This is a genomic window from Paucibacter sp. KBW04, from assembly GCF_003852425.1.
GTDB lineage: Bacteria > Pseudomonadota > Gammaproteobacteria > Burkholderiales > Burkholderiaceae_C > Paucibacter_A.
Map to the genome: position 1 here is coordinate 15,523 of NZ_QAJN01000021.1, position 22,404 is coordinate 37,926.

The following is a 22,404-nucleotide window of genomic DNA, read 5'->3' on the forward strand; positions in this document are numbered from 1 at the left end:
GAGTACAGCAAGGTCTGTCCCGCAAGTCTTAAGATTCTTCTGAATGCGGGTTGCGCAGCGAGCGCCACAGCAGCACGGGCAGGATGGAGGTGAACACGATCACCTCCTTGAAGGAGCTGGCCCAGAAGGAGCTGAAGGACTCCAACAGACCCACCAGCACGGCGCCCAGCGCGGCACCGGGATAGCTGGCCAGGCCTGCAAAGACGGCGGCCACAAAGCCCTTGAGGCCGATCAGAAAACCGCTGTCGTAAAAGATGGTGGTGGTGGGGCTGATCAAGACGCCCGATAGCGCGCCGATGAAGGCTGCCATGGTGAAGGACAGACGCCCGGCCGAGCTGCTGGAGATGCCCATCAGGCGCGCACCCAGCTGGTTCACCGCCGTGGCCCGCAAGGCCTTGCCGTAAAGGCTGCGCTCGAAGAACAACCACAGCATGACGATCAAGGCCAGGGAGCTGAGGATGATGATCAGGGTCTGGCCCGAGATCAGCAGGGGGCCCAGATTGAAGCTGGCGTCCCAGAAGCTGGGGTTGCGCGAGCCCTCGGCGCCGAAGAACACCAGACCCAGGCCGGTCAGGGCGAAGTGCACGCCCACCGAGACGATCAAGAGCACCAGCACCGAGGCATCGGCCAGGGACTCATAAGCCAGGCGATAAAGCAGGGGGCCCATGGCGGTGACGATGGCCAGGGTCAGCAGCACCTGCAAGACCAGGGGCAGTTGTTGCGGCGCCGCCCACAGTGCGAGGCCGCCAATCAGCGCGGGGGCGATGGCCGCACGCAGCACGCGAGCCAGCACATGGCTCACAGGCTTGCCGGCGCGCAGGCCGGCCACCAGATCCAGCAGGGCGACCAGGGCCGTCATGCTCAACAGGAAGGTGATGGTGCCGGGCGTCTTGCCCATTTGCAGGCCGGCCAGGGTCAGGGCGCCAAAGGCCACGAACTCGCCCTGGGGAATGAAGATGATGCGTGTCACAGCGAACACGAGCACCGTGGCCAGGGCCAAGAGCGCATAGATCGCGCCATTGGTCAGACCGTCGAGCATCAGGATGCTGGCGATTGAGAAATCCATGGAAAGACCTGTCTCCGGGTAATTTTCAGCGTTTGACCCACTCTAATCAAAAACTTGAGTAGTCCTCTTGGTGCAGCGCCGCATTGACAAAACACAAAACTTCCGCCCGACCGGTCGGGCGAAAATACTTTTGGCCTTGTTTGCTCCGGCGCTCTCGGCCCCTGCTCACGCCGCCCTTGGGTCTGGAAGGCGGGTGCTAAGCTTGCTCTCCCTATGTCCGGACACGCCCCCACCCTAGAGCTCGAAGGCTCCCTCGCCCGCATCACCCTGCGCCGCCCGCGCCTGGCGAATCGCCTGGAAATCGAAGACTTGCAGACCCTGCGCGAGCAGCTCCGCCAAATCAACGCCAGCCCCGAGATCCGCGTGCTGCTGCTGCAGGGCGAAGGGCGGCATTTCTGCAGCGGCTTCAATATCGGCGCCGTGCCCGGGGTCGACGCGGGCGCCTTGTTCGAGGCCTTGTCGGATGACTGGGAGGCGGCGCGCCCCATCACCGTGGTCGCCATCCAGGGCGGCGTCTACGGCGGAGCCACCGATCTGGCCCTGGCTTGTGACTTCCGCCTGGGCCTCGCCCGCAGCGAGATGTTTGTGCCCGCCGCCCGACTTGGGCTGCATTTCTACCGCGGCGGCTTGCAGCGCTATGTCAGTCGCCTGGGCCTGCAACAGGCCAAGCGGGTGCTGCTGGCGGGCGAGACCCTGCGTGGCCCCGAGATGCTGGCTTGTGGATTCTTGGACCGCATGCTGGAGGAGCCCGCCGAACTGGAGGCGGCCACCCAGCAGTTGCTAGATCAATTGCTGGCCATGGCGCCGCTGGCCCTACTGGGCATGAAGAAACACCTTAACGCCATCGCCCGGGGGGACTTGGACCGCCAGGCCTTGCAGGCCGATATTGCGCAGGCCAATGCCTCGGCCGATCTGGCCGAGGGCGTGGCCGCCTGGAGTGAGCGTCGAACCCCCCGGTTTATGGGGCGATAAGCGCTATTTGAGGGGGTTTTGGGGGCGGCATCAGGGAATCCCCTGTCATGTCAGGCCTCAAGTCGCCCAAAGCCGTTCCCGACGCAAGCCCAGAACGTGGGAAAATAGAGGAGTTGGCACATGCGTCAGTGCCCCAGTCGAGGAAAGCTGGGTCACTGATCGTTTTGGCACTCTCATTAACTCACTATCAGGACCAACGTGGCCAAGGACAGTACTAAAACGACCATCGAAGCCGATGGTCTGCGCTACCGCTCTAAAGCACCGGGCTCGCCTTTTGCAGCGACCTCATCCTTTGGTGCAGCAACCATGTCGTGCTTTTTGTGCGGCAAACATCGTCCGCGTGCGATGCTCAAGTCCAAGAAGCTCTTGGGCAAGTCTCAACCCGTTTGCGCCCCTTCCTGCAAGGAACTGGACGAACAACTGGCCAAGCCTTGATTCAGCAACCCTGAATTGAGCATTCCAGCAAAGCAGGCCAGCGCGTGAGCGTTCTGGCCTGTTTTTTTGTGCCCCTGAGCCGCTTCAGTTCTGCCTGAAGCAGCGGCCACACACCGAGCGGTAGCGCGCATTGCCGCCGATCTCGACCTGCTGCCCCTCGGTCACCTTGCGGTTGCTGGCATCCACCCGCATATTCATTGTCGCCTTGCGGCCGCAGTCGCAGATGGTTTTCATCTCGTCCATCTCGTCGGCCAGGGCCAGCAGGCTGGCCGAGCCGCTGAACAACTCGCCCTGGAAGTCGGTGCGCAGGCCGTAGCAGATGACCGGCACATTGTGCAGATGGGCCAGCTCGTGCAGGGCCCAGACTTGGGCTTTCTGCAGAAACTGCGCCTCGTCGATCAGGATGCAGGCAATCTTCTCGCCGGCATGGAAGAGGGCCAGAAAGTCCGTGTCGGGCTGGAACAGCTCGGCCTCGCGATGGGGCCCCAGGCGCGAGGTGATCTGGCCACGGCCGTAGCGGTCGTCCACCTGGGCGGTGAACAGACGCACCCGGTGGCCGCGCTCCTCGTAGTTGTAAGCGACCTGCAAAAGCGCCGTGGACTTGCCGGCATTCATGGCGGCGTAGCGGAAGAACAGTTTGGCCATGGCTGAGGTGGGCAGGGCGGGGCGCGCCAAAAAAGAGAAAAAGAAGAGAAAAAGCTTGGCCCGGGCAATTGCTGAAAAAGAGGCAATCCGGGCGGGCTTAGCCGGTTTGCACCGGCTGCTTCGTCGAATCCCCCTATTTAGGTGTCCGGCGGACCGCGATTGTGACAAAACCTGGGGCAAGCGAGCTAGTCAAATGTCGGATCGCGGGCCTACTATTGTCGGGAGGGCTGAATGTAGTCAAGGCAATCTGCGCCACCTGCGCCCCTCGCGCCGGTGGTCTGTTCCGCGAACCAGTGACATCAATGACCAAAGACACCTACACCGCCGTGAGCGACAACGGCCTGCGTTATGAGTCCAAGCTCGGTGGCTCTCCTTTCCTCGGCAGCGGTCATACCCGATCCTGTTTCAAATGCGGCAAGCACCGCACGCCCAGTAACTTGCAGTCCAAGCGGGTTCTGGGTCGTACCGAAGTGGTGTGTAAGCCGGCCTGCGCCAAGCCCAAAGACGCGGCCTGAAGCGGGCGCTATCGCCCAGTTTTCCTAGGCCCGGTGCGTGCAGCGCACCCGGCAAAGATTCCTTTCGTGAACGATGTCATGGCCGCCCACAATGCGGCCTTTTTGTCATGTCGATTCACCTAGACTCGCGCGCATGAAGCTCACCCCCTCCCCCAACACCGCCAGGTCCGCGCTGCCCCCCGCGCCCCTGGCAATGCCCTTGGTGCTGGCCTTGGCCGCCCTGCTGGGCAGCGCGGCCGCGCAGGCCCAGCCCTTCAGCATCGTCATCAACCCCGGCGACCAGGCCGAGCAGTCGCGTTACTCGGTGTACAGCGACTGGAAAGCCGGTCTTGAGCAAGGTCTGCGCCGAGAACGCGGTCTGGGCCTGCAGATCAGCCAATCCAGCGACGCCACGGCCGACCTCAGCGCCACCCGCGCGCGCCTGAACGATCTGGTGGTGGGCCCCGCCCATGTGGTGGGCAGCGCCATCCGCTCCGGCTATCTGCCTTTGGCCACGGTGGAAAAGCCGGTGCAAGCGGTGCTGGTGGCTTCGCAGAGCAGCCCCATCAACAGCCTGGCCGAGGCGGCCGGCAAGCGCCTGGGCCTGCCTCAGCAGGACAGCGTCGTCACCTATTTGTTGCGCGGCGAGGTCAATGCCGCCAACAGCACGCTCAAAAAGCATTTCAGCACTCTGGTGGAAAGCCGCTACCAGGACGCCTTGCTGGTGTGTTTGCAGATCCGCCGCTGCGATGTGGTGGCGGTGGAGCGCAGCGTGTTCGAGCGCTGGCAGGCCGGCGGCGAGCCGCTCAAGGCCGTCATGCAGAGCAAGGCCGTGCCAGGCCTCAGTGTGGCGATCAAGCCGGGGGTCTTGCCCTCGGTGGAAGGCTTGCGCACGACGCTCAGCGCCGCCACCGGCAATTCGCCTCTGGCCAGCTTGAAGCTGCAACCGGTGGCGGCCGAGGCCTTTGAATATGTGTCCACCCTGGGTTATTTCACGCCGCGCGCCCTGCCCGGCGCGACGGTGGTGGACGCCGCTGCCGTCGCCAAGCTGCTGCAGGGCGGTGCCCTGCTATTCGACACCCGGGCCGAGAGCGAATACAAGGCCGGCCATGTGGCCGGTGCCAAGTTGCTGCCCTATGGCGAGAAGAGCGCCAAGGAGGCGGACTTCAAGGCTGAGGACGATAAGTTCGAGCTGGCCAAGCTGCCGGCCGACAAGGCCCAGCCCCTGGTCTTCGCCTGCAATGGGGCGGAATGCTGGAAGAGCTTCAAGGCCAGCCATGCTGCGCTTAAGGCCGGCCACAGCAAGGTGTTCTGGTTCCGTGGCGGCTTCCCCGAATGGCGGGCCGCGGGCTACAAGATCGAGACGACGCCTTGATTAGCGCTGACTGCCGGGCGCGCCTCAGGTCAAGTCGGCCTTGATGATGTGTTTGACGCCGGCCTGGCCCAGCCTTTCCAGCAGGGTCTGATCGGCGCGGACGTCCGTCACCAGGCAATCGATGCTCTGGCTGTTGCAGACCTGCACCCGGCTGCTGCCGCCCAGCTTGTTGGCGTCGGCCAGCAAAAGGGTGCGGCCGGCTTGCGCCATCATGGCGCGGGCCACGGCGGCTTCCTGCCAGTCATAGTCCATCGCGCCTTGCTCGGGGTGGAGTGCGGTGGGTGAGCTGATGGCCCAGTCCAGGCGGTAGCGGGCAATCTCGGCCAAGGTGGCCTCGCCATAGGTGGCGGGCACATCGCGGGCCATGGAGCCGCCCAGCAAATGGACTTGTAAGTCGGCCCGGCCCCGCAAGCTGATGGCCACATCGACGGAGTTGGTGACGATGAGCAGGTCCCGAACGCTTTGCAGGGCCTGGGCCAGGGCGTGGGTGGTGGAGCCGGCGTCGATGAAGCAGGACTGGCCGGCTGCGATCAAGTCGGCTGCGGCCGCCGCAATGGCGCGCTTTTCGGGCAAGAACAAGGCCGTACGTTCGGCATAACTTGCTTCCGGGACGGCGCTGCAAGGCACGGCCCCGCCATGCACACGGCTGAGCTTGCCGCTGTGCTCCAGCTCGATCAAGTCCCGGCGTATGGTCTCCTTGGACACGCCCAGCTCGGCCGCGAAGGCATCGGTGGTCAGGCGCTGGCGCTGCTGCAATAGAGCGAGGATTCTTTCGTGCCTTTCGGGCGTCCACATGGGGGCTTTGTGCATGACTGGCGGGCTGACTCGGGTGTCCATCGCCCGAATTAGACGAGGGGCTTGATGACAAAGCCGTGACGGCCTGTGGTTTTCTGTGCGTGTTTGTGGGTGCTTCAGTTTTGATCCTCGCCCAGCAAGCTGGCGATGGATGTCGGCTGCAAAGGCAGGCGCATGCCGCGCTCGCCCGCCTGCGCCGGCCAGCCCAGAACGTCCTGGGCAATGGGCCCGCAGACGCGGCCCTGGCAGGCGCCCATGCCGCAGCGGGTCTGCAGCTTGGCGCTGCGCCAATTGGCAAAGGGCTTGAGCTCGCCCAGGCTCACGTCCTCGCAGCGGCAGATCAGGGTGCGGGCCTCGGCCAGCTTGAAGAGTTCGGGCCGCAGGGCAAACTGCTGGGCCAATAGACGGGCGTGCTGGCGAGCCAGACTCAGGGCGCGGGTGTTGCTGCGGCCGCCTTGGCCCAGCATTTGCCTGGCGGCCTGCTGGCCCTCCAGCACGGCCTTGTCTACCCCGCCCACGCCGGTGCATTCGCCTGCCGCGTAAACACCGGGCCTTGAGCTTTGCTGGCTAGCGTCCACCTGGATCGCTCCGTCCACGATCTCGCAGCCCAGCAGGGCCGCCAACTCGGTATTGGGCAAGAGCCCAAAGCCCAGACACAGGGCCTCGCAATCCAGAGTCCAACTGCTTTGGCCATTGCTGATCTGCACGGCCTCCAGCTTGCGCTCGCCCAGGGCTTGGCTCACCCAGCAGCCGGTCTTGTAGGGTGTGCCGCGCAAACGCCAGGCCAGGCTTGCAGTTTGGCGCCAATGCTGAGAGCCCAGGCGCAGGCCAAAGCCCAGCAAGGCGCTGCGCGGCGCCTGCTCGATGATTTGCAGCAATTGCGCGCCCGCCGCCCGGGCCGTGTCGGCTGCGGCCAAGAGCAAGGGGCCGCTGCCCGCCAGCACGACTCGCTGGCCACCGATGGGCCAGCCACTTTTGATCAAGGCCTGCAGGCCGCCTGCGCCGTGCACGCCGGGCAGGGTCCAGCCCGGCAGGGGCAGAAAGCGCTCGCGAGCACCCAGGGCCAGCAGCAGCTGAGCCGCAGTGACCACCTTGCCCGGGGCCAGCGGGTCTTGCAGGCTGCTCAGCCGCAAGCGCTGTTCCTGGGCCGAGCAGGCTTCCACGCCGATCACCGCATGGCCGGGCAGAAATTGCAGCAAGGGGCTGGCCAAGGCCTGCTCCAGGCGCTGGCGCCAAGGGGCGGCGACTTGCGCGCGCCAGATCTGGCCACCGGCGCGCAGGCCTTGGTCCACCCAGATGACGGAGCGCCCGGCCTGGACGAACTCACACACCGCCGCGATGCCGGCTGGGCCCGCGCCCACCACCAGCAGATCGGCCTTCAAGCGCAGGCTCATGCGAAATCGCCCTCGATTTGCATGCCGTCTTTCACTTGCGTTAGGCAGGCCAGCCGGTGCGGGATGCCGTCGATTTGCACGCGGCATTCCTGGCAGATGCCCATGCCGCAGAAGGCCGCGCGGGGCTGAGCGCTTTCGGACAAGCGGGTGCTGCTGAGACCGGCCCGAGCCAGGGCGGCGGCCACCGTGGAATCGGCCGCCACCTGCAAGGCCAGGCCGTTGATGTGCAGGGTGATCTGGCTCATGGCTGGGGCGAGGGAGAGAAGAAACGTTGGGGCGACCAGGCCTCGGGCGCCAGCGTGCAGGGCTGTTGCAAGCTCTGTTGGGCCAGCAGCTCGGCCGTGGCCAGGGCGGTAGTGATGCCCAGACCCTCATGCCCCGTGGCCAGCCAGACGCGCGGCAGGCTGGGGTGGGCACCGATCAGGGGCTGGCCATCGCGGCTGGCGGGGCGCAGGCCCGTCCAGCTGCGCAGCAAGCTCATCTGCGCGAGCGGGGGCAGATAGTCGCAGGCATGGGCCAACATCTGGCGCAGCAAGGTCAGATCCAGCGCGGCGTCGGCCTTGCCGATCTGGCGGGACGAGCCGATCAAGACCTGACCCCCGGGACGCGGCTGCACATTGAAGGACACCGTGTCCTGGTCCAGCAAATGGGCTTTTTTGATATAGCCCAGCTCCACCAGCTGATGCTGGATCAGGCCAGGGTAGCGCTGGGTGATGGCCAGCTGGCCCTTCTTGGAAATCAGCGTGCCGGGCGGCAGCCAGCGCTGGCAGGCCAGGCCGGCGGCCAGCACCGTCAGCGCGCCCCAGAGCCGGCGACCGTCTTGCAAGATCACTTCGCCGGCCCGGCCAAAACCTTGCACCTGGCCTTGGATGATTTCGGCGCGGGCTTCCTGCAACCAGGCCGCCACCACCTTGGGCGGGTAGAGCCGGGCGTCATCGGGCACGCGCAAGGCGCCGGCCAGGCCGGGGCGCAGCAGGGGCTCGGCACGGGCCAGGGCTTGCGGGTCCAGCAGCTCGGCCTTCAATCCACGGGCTTGCAGCCACTGCTGCTTGCGCTGGGCCAAGGCCAGTTCTTCGGCGTCGGCGGCAATCCACAGCGTGCCGCAGCGGCTGTGTTCGGCCAGGCGTGGGTGGGCCTCGGAGGCGTCTAGCCATTCGCGCCAAAGTTCGCTGCCGCGTCGCGTCAGTGCGAACTCGGCGTTCGCGCCTGCGTCGCCGTCTTGCCCCTCGGCGTCGACCACCAGCAGATGGCCCATGGAGGCACCGGTGGCGCCGCCACCCAGGGGGGCGGGCTCGATCACCGCCACACTCAGGCCTTGGCGAGCGAACTCACGAGCGCAGGCCGCGCCGATGATGCCGCCGCCCACGATGAGTACATCGGCTGTGCGCTGCGTCTTCAAACGGGAATGCCCCAGGCAAAGGGGTCCTCGGCTTGCAGCACGAGCTGAGCGTCCAGATTGATGAAGGCGCGGCCGCTGATCTGAGGCAAGACCTGACCCTGTTCATTCAATTGATAGCTGGCGGCGAAGCTGCTGCCGATGACGCTTTCCTGCTGCCAGAGCTCGCCCGGCGCCAGCTTGCCATCGGCCGCCAGGCAGGCGATCTTGGCGCTGGTGCCGGTGCCGCAGGGCGAGCGGTCATAGGCCTTGCCGGGGCAGAGCACGAAGTTGCGGGCGCTTTTCTTGGGATCGTGAGCGGGGTTGCGCGAGGGGGCGATCAGCTCGATGTGGTCAATCTCTTCGCCCTGGCTGCCGCGCACACCGGCCTCGGTCAATGCTGTGCGTATGCGCCAGGCCAGCTCGGTCAAGGCCTCGGCATTGCTGATTTCCAGACTTTGGCCATGGTCCTCGCAGAGAAAGAACCAGTTGCCGCCCCAGGCCACATCGCCATGCATCCGCCCATGGCCGGGCACATTGACGGCCACATTCTTGGTCGCACGGAAGCTAGGCACATTGGCCAGCGTCACCTGGCCATCGCTCGCCAGCGTCGCGGTGATGGCGCCCACCGGGGTCTCGATCTTGTGCGTTCCCTGCACGATGCGGCCTAGGTGTGCCAGGGTCGCGATCAGGCCGATGCTGCCGTGGCCGCACATGCCCAGATAGCCGACGTTGTTGAAGAAGATCACGCCGCAGGCGCTGTCCGCGGCTTGCGGCTCGCAGAGCAGGGCGCCGACCAGCACCTCCGAACCGCGCGGCTCATTGACCAGGGCGCGACGCCAGTGATCGTGCTGGCTTTGCAGCAATCGCAGGCGCTCGCTCATGGGGCCGGAGCCCAGCTCGGGCCCGCCGGAGACCAGCACCCGGGTGGGCTCGCCGCCGGTGTGGGAGTCGATGATGCGGATGGGCGTGTTCATTGGGAGGTGAGAGCTTTCAAGCGATGACGGCCTGGGCAAAGCCGCGCAAATAATCCATCAGCGCCTCGCAGGCTTGGGTGGCCGCCTCCGGCTCACCCAGGGCAATCGCCTGGGCAAGCGCCAGATGCAGCTGGGCGCCCAAGGCCATATCGCCCTGGTGCTGGTAGGCGTACCAAAAGCGGCGGCATTGAATCGCCATGGGAATGACGGCGGCGACGGCCGCTGGATTGCGGCAGGCGGCGTGGATGACGCGGTCCAGGGCCTGGTCGGCCGCCATATAGCCGTGCAACTCGCCGCGGGCGGCGGCGGCCGTCATGGCCTCGGCACAGGCCAGCAGTTCCTCGCGCTGATGGGGTGCGGCGCGGCGGGCGGCGGTGGCGGCGATCAATCGCTCCAGTGCGCGCCGGGCTTCGATCAGGTCCAAATGTTCGGCCAGGCGGATCTCGCTCACCTGCAGGCCACGGCGCGGCTGCTGGGTGATCAGACCGCAGCTGACCAGACGCATCAAGGCCTCGCGGGTGGGCGTGCGGCCCAGGCCGGTCAACTCGATCAGCTGGGCTTCCACGATCGGGGCGCCGGGCTTGAGCCGCAAGGTGGCGATCATGGACTCCAAGGCGTCATAGGCTTGGTCGGCATAGCGGCGTCGGCCGGCGTCCGCGGCATCGCCGCTTTCCTCCTCGCTGACCTGGGTCAAAGACTTCTTGCTCATGGCCGCATCATCGCAGGCGCGGCGCCTGCCCATTTAAAACAGGCCGCTCAAATCGGGCCGGGTGTTGATGCCGTGTTGAATGATGGTGGCCACCTGTTCGCGCTCCGCACCGACCAGGGGCAGGCGGGGGCGCCGCACGTTTTCATTGCCCACACCGACCATGGCCTCGGCCAGCTTGATGTTTTGCACCAGCTTTGGGCTTACATCCAGGTGCAGCAGGGGTGTGAACCATTGGTAGATCTTCAGCGCTTCGTCATAACGCTTGGCTTGCATCAGCTTGTAAATGGCCACGGTCTCGGCCGGGAAGGCGTCGCACAGGCCGGCCAGCAGTCCGTCGCAGCCAATCGCCAGGCCTTCAAAGCTGAGGTCGTCCACGCCGATGAAGAGCTGGTAGCGCGTGCCCAGGGTGTTGCGCAGATCGGTGATGCGGCGGATGTTGTCGGTCGATTCCTTGATGGCGACCAGCCAGGGGCAGTCCGCCAGTTCGGCGAAATGTTCGGGCCGCAGATCAACGCGGTAGGACACCGGGTTGTTGTAAACCATGGTGGGCAGGGCGGCGGCGTTGGCCACCGTGCGCACATTGGTCATGGCCTCACGCGCGTCCGCGCCGTAGAGCAGGGCGGGCATCAGCATCAGGCCTTGCACGCCCAGCTTGGCGGCGCCCTCCACATAACGCAGGGCGGCCCGGGTGCTGGACTCCGACACATTGGCCAGCACCGGCACGCGCCCATTCGAGACGCGCAGGGCGATGGCGGCGACTTCCAGTTTTTCTTCCAGCGTCAGGGTGCTGGCCTCGCCCAGCGAGCCGCAGGTGACCAGGCCGTCCACGCCGTTCTCGATCTGGAATTCGAAATGCCGCTCCATCGCGGCCACATCCAGCTCTTCATTGGCATGGAATTTGGTGGTGACGGCGGGGAAGACACCTCTCCAGCGGGGCAGGGCGGAAGTCGCGGGCATTGAAATCTCCGGTATATGGTTAATATATTTAGACGATAGTCTTGCCTTGCGGGCTTGTCAACACCAGTTATCGCTTCGCGTGCCAGGTGCTGGCTGGACAACCCATCCAAGAGCCGTGCTGGCGAAGGTGCGCATGCCGGGGCGTTTGGCCGCCGCAGGGCGCGTCGGCGGAAGTTCCGCGCGCATACAATCCGCAGTTCTTTCGCCTGCATCGCCGCATTGGCTGCGCTGCAGAGCCTTCATTCCAAAGGGATCCGACGTGTTTATTTCCAATGCCTTCGCTCAAGCCGCCGCCGCTCCCGGCGGAGCCGAATCCAGCCTGCTGAGCATGCTGCCCCTGGTGCTGATGTTTGTGGTGCTCTATTTCGTGATGATTCGTCCCCAGATGAAGCGTCAGAAAGAGCACAAGGCCATGATCGAGGCCATCGTCAAGGGCGACGAGGTGGTCACCTCCGGCGGCCTGTTGGGCAAGATCAGCAAGGTCGGCGAGAGCTACCTGACGCTGGAAGTGGCGGCTGGTGTTGAGTTGCAAGTGCAGCGCGGCGCCATCGTGCAAGTGCTGCCCAAGGGCACCGTCAAGTAAGTCGTACCGACTTGGCTGGGCTTGATTGGGGCGAGGCCTCGGTCAGCCCTAGATTCCCGTCAATCAAAGACCGACGACCCCGTCTGCCGGCCACGCGCCGCGTCCCGATCTGCCTGAGCCGGCATGCAGCCTGAGTGCTGCCGCCGGCCGTGGCCCGGGGCCTGAGAGGAAGCACCATGAACCGTTACCCGCTGTGGAAATATGCGATGCTGGTGATCGCACTTCTGTTCGGCTTTATCTATACGCTGCCGAACTTCTTCGGCGAGGCCCCGGCCGTGCAGGTTTCTAGTGCCAAGGTCACCATCAAGGTCGACGAGGCGCTGCGTGCCCGGGTCGAGGCGGCCTTGAACGAGGCTCAGATCAAGCCTGACTTTGTGGAACTGGACGGGACGTCCATCCGCGCTCGCTTCAGCGAGTTGGATCACCAAATCAAGGCCAAGGACGCGATCAACAAGGCGCTCAACCCGAACGAGGCCGAGCCCACCTATATCGTCGCCCTGAACCTGCTGTCGCGCTCGCCCAAGTGGCTGTCCAAGCTGCATGCCACGCCCATGTATCTGGGCCTGGATCTGCGTGGCGGCGTGCACTTCCTGATGCAGGTCGATATGAAGGCCGCGCTGAGCAAGAAGGCAGAGTCCTTGAGCGGCGATGTGCGTACGCTCTTGCGTGAAAAGAATATCCGTCATTCCGGCATCAGCCGGGATGGCAATTCGGTGGTGATCGCCTTCCGCGACGCCGCCACCCTGGCTCAGGCCGAGGCCTTGCTGCGCGAAAAATCGCCCGAGGCACAGTGGACCCCTGTGGTCGATGCGACGCCTGGCGCCGAGCCCCGTTTGAGCGGCTCGCTCAAGCCCGCCTCCATGGTGGCGGTGCAGGACGCGGCCCTGAAGCAGAACATCACCACGCTGCACAACCGGGTCAATGAACTCGGCACGACCGAGCCGGTGATTCAGCAACAAGGCCTGGATCGCATCATCGTGCAACTGCCTGGCGTGCAAGACACGGCCAAGGCCAAGGACATCATCGGCCGCACTGCCACGCTGGAAGTGCGCATGGTGGACGACAGCGCCGAGGCCCAAGCCGCCCTGGCCGGCACCGGCCCCGTGCCTTTCGGCACCGAGCGTTTCATGGACCGCGGCTTTGGTCCCATCATCGTCAAGCGCCAAGTGGTTTACACGGGTGACAACCTCACCGACGCCCAGCCTGGCTTCGACGAGAACCACCAGCCCTCGGTGGACCTGACGCTGGACGCCAAGGGCGCCCGCATCATGAAGGATGTGTCGCGTGACAATATCGGCAAGCGCATGGCCATCATCTTGTTTGAGAAGGGCAAGGGCGAGGTCGTGACCGCGCCGGTGATCCGCAGCGAGATCGGCGGTGGCCGGGTCAAGATCAGCGGCGCCATGACCACGCAGGAAGCCAACGATACGGCCTTGCTGCTGCGCGCCGGCTCGCTGGCCGCACCGATGGAAATCATCGAAGAGCGCACCGTCGGCCCCAGCCTGGGCAAGGAAAACATCGAGCGCGGCATTCACAGCGTGATCTGGGGCTTTGCCGCCGTGGCCGTGTTCATGTGTGTTTACTACATGCTGTTCGGCCTGTTCTCCTCGCTGGCACTGGGCTTCAATCTGCTCTTGCTGGTGGCCTTGCTGTCCCTGCTGGGCGCCACGCTGTCGCTGCCGGGCATTGCGGCGATCGCCCTGGTGCTGGGTATGGCGATTGACTCCAATGTGCTGATCAACGAGCGCATCCGCGAGGAGTTGCGCGCCGGGGTGTCGCCACAAGCGGCTATCAACCTGGGTTATGAGCGCGCCTTCGCGACGATTCTGGACTCCAACGTCACCACCTTGATTGCCGGTGTGGCCTTGCTGGCCTTCGGCTCCGGCCCGGTGCGTGGCTTTGCCATCGTGCACTGCCTGGGCATCCTGACCTCCATGTTCTCCTCGGTCGTGTTCTCACGCGGCTTGGCCAACCTCTGGTACGGACGCCAGAAGAAGCTGAAATCCCTGTCGATTGGGCAGATCTGGAAACCCACGGCCGAGGGCGAGCAGCCCGTGGCCAAGGCCTGAGACATTTAGGAAGCCAAGAATCATGGAACTCTTCCGCATCAAACGGGACATCCCGTTCATGAAGCACGCGTTGATCTTCAACGTGATCTCCTTCCTGACCTTCGCCGCCGCCGTTTTCTTCCTGATCACCCGGGGCGTGAACTGGTCCATCGAGTTCAAGGGCGGCTCGGTCATCGAGGTCGAATACGCGCAGGCGGCCGATCTTGAAAAGACCCGCCACGTGGTCGAGAAGATGGGCTTTGGCGAGGTGCAGGTCACCAACTTCGGCAGCTCGCACGATGTGATGATGCGCCTGCCGCTGAGCCCCAATATCAAGCAGACCGAGCAGGTCGGCCAGGTCTTTGCCGAGTTGTGCAAGGCCGAGTCGGGCAGCATCAGCCAGCGTCAAATCGTCAGCGACAAGGGCGAGGCCATCAGCAAGCAGGTCTGTACCACTGCCGCCGGTGCCGAGCCGGTCAAGCTCTCGCGCAGCGAGGTGGTGGGCCCCGCCGTCGGTGAAGAGCTGGCACGCGATGCCGCCTACGCCTTGGGTGCCACGGTGATCGGCATCATGATCTACCTGGCCTTCCGCTTCGAGTGGAAGTTCTCGGTCGCCGGCATCATCGCCAACTTGCACGACGTGGTGATCATTCTGGGTTTCTTCGCCTTCTTCCAGTGGGAGTTCTCGCTCACTGTGCTGGCGGCGATTCTGGCCGTGCTGGGCTACTCGGTGAACGAGTCGGTGGTGATTTTCGACCGGGTGCGCGAGGGCTTCCGCAAGTACCGCAAGTTCGACACCCCCCAGGTGATCGACCACGCCATCACCAGCACCATGAGCCGCACCATCATCACCCACGGCAGCACCCAGCTGATGGTGCTGTCCATGCTGATTTTTGGCGGCCCGACCCTGCACTACTTCGCGGTGGCGCTGACCATCGGCATCTTGTTCGGTATTTACTCCTCCGTCTTTGTGGCTGCGGCCATCGCGATGTGGTTGGGCGTGAAACGTGAAGACTTGGTGCAAGCCCCGGTAAATCGTGAAGACCCGGACGATCCGAATGCCGGCGCGGTGGTGTAGAGTCAGCTTGACTCCAACGTTCGGCCTGCCCATTCCTCCATGACCGACACTGCCCGCAACAAGGCTCTGGCCTCTCAGGCGCGGCGGATCTATGTCGAAGCTTTGGTGCGCGGCATGGCCGGCGTGGTTCAGGCCCTCAATGAAGCGGCGGCCCTGCTGCTGCAGCAAGGCGCCGAACACCCGGTGATGATGGCGCGCCGCGACGGCGTGCAAGCCTGGAATCGTCTGGGCCCGGCCTAGTCGGTCGGGGTGGTCAGCGGCCTGAGGCATGCAGCCGTCTACGGCATTCTTGAAACCTCGCGGGCGGGCGCCAATGCCTCCACCGGCTCGGCCGCATCGGCCTCCAAACCCAGTGGCGAGGCCGCGGGCGGCAGCGCTGGCCTGAGCCTGGTGGATGACGACACCATCGAGCGTGAGATCACCGCCTCCCGCCTGTCCTTGGCCATGATGGACAAGGCCACCTGGGAGTTCACCGATCTGCGCACCCGCATGCAGGTGCTGGAGCGCCAGGACGATCTGGCCACCAGCGATTTGCTGCGCGCCAATGTGGTGGCCAAGCTGATTCTGGATGCCTGGTCGCGCAGCGGCCTGGGCGTGTCCGAGTGGCAAATGCTCCGAGTCTCCTTGCACGAGGAGTTCTCACTCCTGTTGGGCGAGGCCTACCACGAGGTCAACCGCTGGCTGATCTCGCAAAGCGTGTTGCCCGAGGTGGATTTGCGGCCGTTCATTCGGCGCTCACTCAACACCGGCAGCGCCTTGGCTGGCAGTGGCCATGCGATGGCGCCCGCGGCTTCGGGGGCGCAGATTCGGGCGTCTTCGGGCTTGGCCGATGCGCGCGGTGTGGGTGCTGCTGCCACAGCACACGCGGACGCGAGGCCGGTGCAGAGCCCGTCCAGCAGCCAGGCCGAGGAGGTCTTGCAACTGCTGCAGCGCATTGTTGGCCGGCAGGTTCCAGCGTTTGCAGTCAGCTCTCGAGCGGCGGGTGCGCAGGGCGGGGCGCCAACCGATTTTGAGAAGACTGGCGCTGCTTCGGGTGGCGTCCTGGAATCTGCGCCACGCCTTGATGCGGCGATCAAGCATGCGCAGCAAGCGATGCAGGAGCAGGGGTCGCCGCTGGACTTGAATCTGTCCAGTGATGTGGCCCAGCTGCCGCCGGCACCGCAGGTGCTGGAAGATTTGCAGCAGCGCAATCACAGCGTCAAGCAGGTGCTCAAGCAGGCGGCCGATACTCCGGCTGAGCGCGCCACCATCGAGCTGGTGGCGATGATGTTCCAGAGCATCTTGATGGAGGACCATATCCCGGCCGCCGTGCGGGTTTGGTTCGCCCGTTTGCAGATGCCGGTTCTGCGGGTTGCGGTCAGCGAACCCGACTTCTTCGCCACCACCGACCATCCCGCCCGCCAACTGATCGACCGCATGGGCTCCTGCGTGATGGGCTTCAGCACCACATCAGGCAATAGCAGTCATTCGACGGCCGGCGATCCGCTGGAGCGCGAAATCAAACGGGTGGTGCAGGTTGTGGAGGCCTACCCCGACACCGGCCGGCGCGTGTTCCAGACCGTGCTGACCGAGTTCGAGAAATTCCTCGACAACTATTTCGAGAACGAGAACCAGAACACCCGTCATGGGGTCTCCCTGGCCCAGCAGGTGGAGCAGCGCGAGACCCTGGCCATCCAGTACACCATCGAGCTGCGCAAGATGCTGGCCGAGGTGCCGGTGCAGGACGGCATCCGGGAATTCCTGTTCCAGGTCTGGGCCGATGTGCTGGCCGTCACGGCGGTGCGCAGCGGCGCTCAGTCCGAGAGCATCAAGCAGATGAAGCGGGCGGCGGCCGATCTGATCTGGTCGGCCAGTGCCAAGGTCTCCCGCGAGGAGCGGGCCGAGGTCATTCGGCGCTTGCCGCCCCTGCTCAAAACCTTGCGCGAAGGCATGGGCTTGGCCGGCTTGCCGCTGGACAAGCAAGACGACCATGTGCGCAGCCTTAACAACGCCCTGGCCGCGGCCTTTACCGCCAAGACGGCGGTGATCCCGCGCGAGCGTCTGGAAGAGTTGATGGACCAGTTGGAAACGCTGGAGGCCATGCTGCCCGAGCCGGGCGCCGATGGGCGCGGCGAGGTGGAGATCAACCAATCTCTGGTGCGCGATCTCTCCGGCCATGAAACTGAGGGCCTGGAGGTGGTGTCCGAAGGCGGCTCCGCCCCGACCCCGGCCATGCTGGCCTGGGCGCGCGAGCTGCAGGTGGGCGGCTGGTATATGTTGGACTACCGCCATCGCAATGAGGCGGTGCAACTGGCCTGGCGTGGCCATCGCCGTCAGATGGCTTTGTTCGTCACGACCCAGGGTCGTGGCGTGCTGTTCCCATTGACCCGCATGGCGGCGTTTTTGCAGGCCGGTTTGCTACTGCCGGCGCAGGATGAGGCGCTGACCGTCAAGGCCACGCGCAATGCTCTGGCCAAGCTGGATGTGGACCCTGATCGTTTGCTGAACTAAGCCTAAGAGTTCCCGCAGAACTCAGTGAATCAGTCGGTCTTCGGGTGCTACAAAGAGTTCATCCAGGATCAGGGCATCGGGCTCTTGGCCACGGCTCCAGAAAACCATCAGCACGATGATTTTGAGGTCTTCCAGATCCAGGGGCTCGCCGGGCACGACCATGGCGCGGTCGATCACCATCTCGCGCATGGGCGGGGGCAGCACACCGGCCGATTCCAAGAAGCTGATGAAGCCCACCGAGGGCTCGCCCAGATGGTTCAGCTCGGCCTGGGAGTAAACGCGCAGGCTCAGCGGGCCTTGCTCGCCCTGGTAGGCGCTGGCGCTGGCGGCCAAGCCGTCCAGCCAAGTCAGCGCTTCCTTGATCTCATCGCTTTCAAAGCCCACCGCCGACAGCTTGCGCGTCAGCTGAGCATGATCCGGACAGGCATCAGGCCGCCAATAGGTTTCGTAGAGATAGACCAACACATCGAGCATGGCGGCATGATAACTCAGGCCCATGAGCGGCCTGGCTGTAAGCCCTGGCGCTTCAAAGCCCTTGGGCAGGGCTCAAACAGGGGCTGCAGGACGTTTTTCAGGCCCTGGCGCGACGCTGAAACAGTTGGCCGGCCAGACGCGCGACCTCGCCCAGCAGCTCCAACTCCAGCAGGTGGGCGCTCAAGTCCGCGGCCGCCCAGCCACCGCGCGCCATCAGCTGATCCAGCGAAACCGGCTCGAAGCCCATCAAGGCCAAGACCTGGGCCTGGGCGGGCGGGATGCCGTCGGTTTGGGGCGTCAGCGGCGTTGTTTCGGCAGCCGGATTTGGCGCGGCGGAGCCAGGCAAGGGTGGCAACTCGTCCAGCACATCGGCGGCGGTCTCCACCAATTTGGCGCCTTGCCGGATCAAAGCATGGCAGCCCCGGCTTTGCGGTGAGTGGATGGAACCCGGGATGGCGAAGACCTCGCGGCCGGCCTCGCTGGCCAGACGGGCGGTGATCAAGGAACCGGATTGCAGGGCGGCTTCCACCACCAGGCAGCCCAGTCCCAAGCCGGCAATGATGCGGTTGCGGCGCGGGAAGTTGGGGGCCAGGGCGGGCGTGCCCAGTGAGTACTCGCTGATCAAGAGGCCTTGCGCCTTGATCTCGGCGGCCAGGCGCTGGTGGCGCTTGGGGTAGATCTGGTCCAGGCCCGTGCCCAGCACGGCGATGGTGCTGCCGCGGCCGGCCAGGCCGCCTCTGTGAGCGGCCCCGTCCACGCCCAAAGCCAGGCCGGAGACGATGGTCAAGCCCTGTTCGCTGAGGGCCTGGGCGAAAGCCTGGGCATTGTCCTGACCCTGGGCGCTGGGGTTGCGGCTGCCCACCACCGCCAGGGCCGGGCGAGCCAGCAGTTCGCGTTGGCCCTCCAAGTACAAGAGCAGCGGCGGGTCGGCGGTGGCGAGCAAGGCCGGTGGGTAGTCCGCATCGCCGAGGATCAGCAGGCTGCGGGCCTCGTCCTCCTGCAGCCACTGCCAGGTGCGCGCAAGCAAGTCCGGCAGATGGGTCGGCTCCCGACTCAAGGCCAAGGCTTGCTTGGGGCTGAGCAAGTCATGCCAGGCCTGGCCCGGCAGATCGAAGACCGCTTGCGGCGAGCCCAGGGCTTGCAGCAGGCGTTGGGCGGTCTCCCAGCCTATGCCGGGTGTTTCCAGCAGGCGCAGCCAAGCGGCCAGTTCCGCGTACTCAATAGGGTTTGAGCGCACCGGAGTTGTCCTTCACGCTTATCTGTCTCAGCCGCAATGCATGGAATGCTGTTCGGGCCGAGCGCCGGGCCGCCCCAAGCCGGCCCGCCTGAGGCCGTCTGCGGCTCAATGCCGCATACGGCCTAGTCCCCGCGGGGGACCGACCAGGCTCGCCCGCGTTCAGCGTGGCGAGACTGGGCGAGGGGCATTCCATCTCAAGGTTGGCTGAAACGGTCACCGGCCTTGACCGGCTCTTTTACCGAGATGATCAGCGCATAGGACACGCGCGAGTAGGTCTGGAAGACGAACAGCACGCCGTGTTTTTCATCGGGCAGGCGGATGTCTTCCTTGCGCTCGCCGGTGCGGTCGACGGCCTGGCGCCCCTTCAGCCACAGGGACAGCACATGGCCGCGCTCCAGGCCGTCCTGGCTGCCGCGGTTGAGGGCGACGATCTGGTTCTGGCCGGCGTTCAGGCCATCCCCGTAGATGGAGACGATCTGGCCCGATATGTCTTTGCTGGGTGCATGCGGTACATAGCGCAGAAAGCTGCGCTGCAGCACCGGCGCTAGGCGGTCACCCACGCCGATTTCCTGGCGTACCGTCTTGATCGTCAAGGTGGTGGGGACGATCTCGGGCTTGCCTTGGTCGTTCACTCTTTGCTCGCCGGGCCGGGTCAGCTCGGCCGTGCCGAGGTAGCGGGCTTCGTAACCGAGGATTTCCTTGGTCGTCGGGTCGCGCAAGGGCTGGGTGTTGCGGAACACGCGGTAATCGCTGGCCTGGCTGAAGTCGCCGCGCGCATAGGCGATGTCACCGTTGGACAGATTCACCCGGCCTTCGGGTGCGGCCACGATGCGGGGGGCCTTGGCCAGGGCGTCGGAGTCGAACACCACCGCGTCGTTGAGAAAGGGTTCGATCAGATTGAGCGGGATGGCCGCGATCGCGGCCAGCAGATTGTCCGAGGCGCGGATGCGCGGCGAGAGCTTTGCCGAGGCGCTGTTGCTGCCGTTGCCTTGACCGAATTCCTGCGCCAGTTGCAAGCGAGCCATGCCGTCTTGCTTCACCAGCATCAGGGTCTGGCCGGGGTAGATCAGATGCGGGTTGGCGATCTGCTCGCGGTTCATGCCCCACAGTTCGGGCCAGCGCCAGGGGCTCTTGAGAAAGAGCTGGGAGATGTCCCACAAGGTGTCGCCAGTCTTGACGGTATAGGTCTCGGGCGCATTGGGCGCCAGCTCGGACAGCGGCACGCCGGCCTGGGCCACGCGCTCGGCCGTGGCGCGCTGGGCGTCGGTGACGGGCAGGGGGGCGGCCTGAGCGGCGCCTAGCGCGCCCAAGCACAAGAGCGGGATCAAGGCCAGACGCTGGGCGGAGCGACGCGAAGCGCGACGGGGGGAGTTCAATGTTTCAGGGACAGGCATGGGCTTGGAGCGGGGCATCAAGGGCTCTCTACCGCAAGACATCGCGGCTTTTATGTGTGGGCAGAGTCCTGCTTCTTTGACTAAGCAAGGCCCTGACTTGTTGGGTTTTGGGCAGCGATCCATGGGGCCGATCCAGTGCCTTCGTGCCGCTGTGCAGCAATTCGGCGAAAATCGGGCTCATGCGCGGCGATTCTGCCCCCAAAAAAGGGTGCTCGCAACGAACAAAGCGGGGGCTTTTGGGCTCTTGCATGTACTTACAAACTCATTCGCGTTGTGCTGAGTCCACATCGCCCCCTCCATGGCCATTCTGAATATTCTTCGTTATCCCGATCCCCGTCTGCACACCGTGGCCAAACCCGTGGCTCAGGTGGATGAGCGCATTCGCCGTCTGGTGGACGATATGCTGGAAACCATGTACGACGCCGAGGGCGTGGGCCTGGCCGCCACCCAGGTGGATGTGCATGAGCGGGTGTTGGTGATCGACACCTCCAACGACCGCGACACCCCGCGCGTCCTGATCAACCCCGAACTGGTCAAGACCAGCGCCGAGTTCACCGAGGGTGAAGAGGGTTGCCTGTCGGTGCCGCAGATTTTTGACAAGGTGCCGCGTCATTCGCGCGTTACGGTGCGCGCCCTCAATCGCGAGGGTGAAACCTATGAGTTCGAGGCCGAGGGCCTGCTGGCGGTGTGCGTCCAGCATGAGATGGACCATCTGATGGGCAAGGTCTTCGTCGAGTATCTGAGCCCGCTCAAGCGCGAACGCATCAAGACCAAGATGATCAAGAAGACCCGCGAAGAGCAGGCGCACAAGCGCTGATCGGACACCGATGAGCCAGACACCCTCCATGCGTGTGATCTTCGCCGGTACGCCGGAATTTGCTGCCGCCGCCCTGGCTGATCTGCTGAAGGCTGGTTTTAGCGTGCCCCTGGTGCTGACCCAGCCGGATCGCCCGGCCGGCCGCGGCATGAAGCTGCAGGCCTCACCGGTCAAGGCCTTGGCCTTGCAGCATGGCATCCCGGTGGCGCAGCCGCGTAGCCTGCGTTTGGATGGCAAATTCCCTGAGGACGCGGCGGCCGCTCGCTTGAGTCTGCTGGATGCTCGGGCCGATGTGATGGTGGTGGCCGCCTACGGCCTGATCTTGCCGCAATGGGTTTTGGATCTGCCGGCGCGTGGCTGCCTGAACATCCACGCCTCCTTGCTGCCGCGCTGGCGCGGCGCTGCGCCCATCCATCGCGCGATCGAGGCGGGCGATGCCGAGACCGGCATCACCATCATGCAGATGGACGCGGGTCTGGATACCGGCGACATGCTCTTGATCGAGCGTTTGAAGATCGCCGCCGATGACAGCACCGGCAGCCTGCACGATAGACTGGCCCGCTTGGGTGGCCGCATGATTGTGGAGGCGCTGGAGCTGGCAGCCTGTGGTGGCCTGACCCGCACGGTGCAGCCCAGCGATGGCGTCTGCTATGCGCACAAGATTGAGAAGGCCGAGGCACAGATCGATTGGACGCAAGATGCGGCTCAGATCGAGCGCCGTCTGCGGGCTTTTGACCCCTTCCCCGGTGGTTTGAGCTTGTTGGACGGTGAGGCCATCAAGATCTGGCGGGCCGAGCTGGCCGAGGGCCAAGGCCCCAAGGGTCAGGTCTTGCGGGTGGATGAGGCCGGTGTCGTCGTGGCCTGCGGCCAGGGGGCTTTGCGCTTGACCGAATTGCAAAGAGCCGGTGGCAAGCGCCTGCCCGCGGCGGTGTTTTTGCAGTCGCGGCCGATTGCGCTTGGGGCTCACTTCGGCGGCGATTCGAGCCTTGCATCGGCACCAAAGTCTTGAAGCGAGGGCGTTTGCCCTGATCTGATGGGGGAGGGCAGGCCGCCGCGCAGCATTGCTGGTGCCTGGCCCTCGTTTTTCAC

General features: G+C 65.0%; 23 protein-coding genes. 11 read left to right on the top strand and 12 right to left on the bottom strand.

The genetic code is table 11. From position 1 onward, the window contains the following. Positions 1 to 28: 28 nt before the first annotated feature. Positions 29 to 1,066 (bottom strand): branched-chain amino acid ABC transporter permease, encoded by a 1,038-nt coding sequence (locus DBR47_RS23155; protein ID WP_124454625.1) that lies wholly within the window; start codon positions 1,064 to 1,066, stop codon positions 29 to 31. A gap of 213 nt (positions 1,067 to 1,279) precedes the next feature. Between DBR47_RS23155 and DBR47_RS23160 the strand changes: the two genes are divergently transcribed. Together DBR47_RS23160 and DBR47_RS23165 are read left to right on the top strand one after the other, a co-directional pair. Beyond that, positions 1,280 to 2,038: an enoyl-CoA hydratase/isomerase family protein gene (locus tag DBR47_RS23160; RefSeq protein ID WP_124454627.1), complete on the top strand. Its 759-nt coding sequence runs from the start codon at positions 1,280 to 1,282 to the stop codon at positions 2,036 to 2,038. Positions 2,039 to 2,236: 198 nt separating this feature from the next. Beyond that, positions 2,237 to 2,473: a hypothetical protein gene (locus tag DBR47_RS23165; protein WP_124454629.1), complete on the top strand. Its 237-nt coding sequence runs from the start codon at positions 2,237 to 2,239 to the stop codon at positions 2,471 to 2,473. A gap of 84 nt (positions 2,474 to 2,557) precedes the next feature. Here the strand turns inward: DBR47_RS23165 and DBR47_RS23170 are convergent, their stop codons facing one another. After that, the gene (locus tag DBR47_RS23170) at positions 2,558 to 3,118 is read right to left on the bottom strand and encodes a thymidine kinase (protein WP_124454631.1); all 561 of its coding nucleotides are present in this window, start codon (positions 3,116 to 3,118) and stop codon (positions 2,558 to 2,560) included. A gap of 302 nt (positions 3,119 to 3,420) precedes the next feature. On the opposite strand from DBR47_RS23170, the gene DBR47_RS23175 reads away from it, so the two are divergent. Beyond that, a complete protein-coding gene (locus tag DBR47_RS23175; protein WP_124454633.1) occupies positions 3,421 to 3,633 on the top strand; it encodes a hypothetical protein in 213 nt (70 codons plus the stop codon). Between the two features lie 133 nt (positions 3,634 to 3,766). Next, positions 3,767 to 4,987 carry a rhodanese-like domain-containing protein gene (locus tag DBR47_RS23180; RefSeq protein WP_231512468.1) on the top strand — a complete coding sequence of 407 codons (1,221 nt, stop codon included), beginning with the start codon at positions 3,767 to 3,769 and terminating at the stop codon, positions 4,985 to 4,987. Positions 4,988 to 5,011: 24 nt separating this feature from the next. Here DBR47_RS23180 and DBR47_RS23185 read toward each other — a convergent pair whose 3' ends face one another. From DBR47_RS23185 to DBR47_RS23215, 7 genes are all read right to left on the bottom strand, one after another. Beyond that, on the bottom strand, positions 5,012 to 5,782 hold the full coding sequence (locus DBR47_RS23185; RefSeq protein WP_124454635.1) for a DeoR/GlpR family DNA-binding transcription regulator: 771 nt from the start codon (positions 5,780 to 5,782) through the stop codon (positions 5,012 to 5,014). A gap of 116 nt (positions 5,783 to 5,898) precedes the next feature. Further along, entirely contained in the window at positions 5,899 to 7,176 is a 1,278-nt protein-coding gene (locus DBR47_RS23190; RefSeq protein ID WP_231512469.1) for an FAD-dependent oxidoreductase, read from the bottom strand. Beyond that, positions 7,173 to 7,412, bottom strand: coding sequence for a (2Fe-2S)-binding protein (locus DBR47_RS23195; protein ID WP_197047253.1), 240 nt, complete (start codon positions 7,410 to 7,412; stop codon positions 7,173 to 7,175). The genes DBR47_RS23190 and DBR47_RS23195 overlap by 4 nt, the downstream gene beginning before the upstream one ends. Before the next feature lie 5 nt (positions 7,413 to 7,417). Continuing rightward, positions 7,418 to 8,575: an FAD-binding oxidoreductase gene (locus DBR47_RS23200; RefSeq protein ID WP_197047242.1), complete on the bottom strand. Its 1,158-nt coding sequence runs from the start codon at positions 8,573 to 8,575 to the stop codon at positions 7,418 to 7,420. Further along, positions 8,572 to 9,528, bottom strand: coding sequence for a proline racemase family protein (locus DBR47_RS23205; protein WP_124454641.1), 957 nt, complete (start codon positions 9,526 to 9,528; stop codon positions 8,572 to 8,574). Before DBR47_RS23205 ends, DBR47_RS23200 begins: the two co-directional genes overlap by 4 nt. A gap of 16 nt (positions 9,529 to 9,544) precedes the next feature. Then, positions 9,545 to 10,237, bottom strand: coding sequence for a GntR family transcriptional regulator (locus tag DBR47_RS23210; protein ID WP_124454644.1), 693 nt, complete (start codon positions 10,235 to 10,237; stop codon positions 9,545 to 9,547). A gap of 33 nt (positions 10,238 to 10,270) precedes the next feature. After that, entirely contained in the window at positions 10,271 to 11,194 is a 924-nt protein-coding gene (locus DBR47_RS23215; protein ID WP_124454646.1) for a dihydrodipicolinate synthase family protein, read from the bottom strand. Positions 11,195 to 11,453: 259 nt separating this feature from the next. Here DBR47_RS23215 and yajC point away from each other — a divergent pair, with 259 nt between their 5' ends. From yajC to DBR47_RS23235, 5 genes are all read left to right on the top strand, one after another. Beyond that, a complete protein-coding gene (gene yajC / locus DBR47_RS23220) occupies positions 11,454 to 11,777 on the top strand; it encodes a preprotein translocase subunit YajC (RefSeq protein ID WP_124454648.1) in 324 nt (107 codons plus the stop codon). 176 nt (positions 11,778 to 11,953) lie between these two features. Then, on the top strand, positions 11,954 to 13,846 hold the full coding sequence (gene secD, locus DBR47_RS23225; protein ID WP_124454650.1) for a protein translocase subunit SecD: 1,893 nt from the start codon (positions 11,954 to 11,956) through the stop codon (positions 13,844 to 13,846). A 22-nt stretch (positions 13,847 to 13,868) separates the two neighbouring features. Further along, positions 13,869 to 14,903, top strand: a complete 1,035-nt coding sequence (secF, locus tag DBR47_RS23230; RefSeq protein WP_124454652.1) for a protein translocase subunit SecF — start codon at positions 13,869 to 13,871, stop codon at positions 14,901 to 14,903. A 39-nt stretch (positions 14,904 to 14,942) separates the two neighbouring features. Then, the gene (locus DBR47_RS25185; protein ID WP_231512470.1) at positions 14,943 to 15,143 is read left to right on the top strand and encodes a hypothetical protein; all 201 of its coding nucleotides are present in this window, start codon (positions 14,943 to 14,945) and stop codon (positions 15,141 to 15,143) included. A 9-nt stretch (positions 15,144 to 15,152) separates the two neighbouring features. Next, positions 15,153 to 17,393 (top strand): DUF1631 family protein, encoded by a 2,241-nt coding sequence (locus tag DBR47_RS23235; RefSeq protein WP_231512471.1) that lies wholly within the window; start codon positions 15,153 to 15,155, stop codon positions 17,391 to 17,393. A 21-nt stretch (positions 17,394 to 17,414) separates the two neighbouring features. Here the strand turns inward: DBR47_RS23235 and DBR47_RS23240 are convergent, their stop codons facing one another. From DBR47_RS23240 to DBR47_RS23250, 3 genes are all read right to left on the bottom strand, one after another. After that, the gene (locus DBR47_RS23240; protein WP_124454834.1) at positions 17,415 to 17,867 is read right to left on the bottom strand and encodes a DUF494 family protein; all 453 of its coding nucleotides are present in this window, start codon (positions 17,865 to 17,867) and stop codon (positions 17,415 to 17,417) included. Between the two features lie 97 nt (positions 17,868 to 17,964). Next, positions 17,965 to 19,089: a DNA-processing protein DprA gene (gene dprA, locus DBR47_RS23245; RefSeq protein ID WP_124454836.1), complete on the bottom strand. Its 1,125-nt coding sequence runs from the start codon at positions 19,087 to 19,089 to the stop codon at positions 17,965 to 17,967. 209 nt (positions 19,090 to 19,298) lie between these two features. Continuing rightward, a complete protein-coding gene (locus tag DBR47_RS23250) occupies positions 19,299 to 20,498 on the bottom strand; it encodes a LysM peptidoglycan-binding domain-containing protein (RefSeq protein ID WP_124454654.1) in 1,200 nt (399 codons plus the stop codon). A 298-nt stretch (positions 20,499 to 20,796) separates the two neighbouring features. On the opposite strand from DBR47_RS23250, the gene def reads away from it, so the two are divergent. Together def and fmt are read left to right on the top strand one after the other, a co-directional pair. After that, a complete protein-coding gene (def, locus tag DBR47_RS23255; RefSeq protein WP_124454656.1) occupies positions 20,797 to 21,315 on the top strand; it encodes a peptide deformylase in 519 nt (172 codons plus the stop codon). A gap of 28 nt (positions 21,316 to 21,343) precedes the next feature. Next, on the top strand, positions 21,344 to 22,324 hold the full coding sequence (gene fmt, locus DBR47_RS23260) for a methionyl-tRNA formyltransferase (protein ID WP_124454838.1): 981 nt from the start codon (positions 21,344 to 21,346) through the stop codon (positions 22,322 to 22,324). Positions 22,325 to 22,404 lie beyond the last annotated feature (80 nt).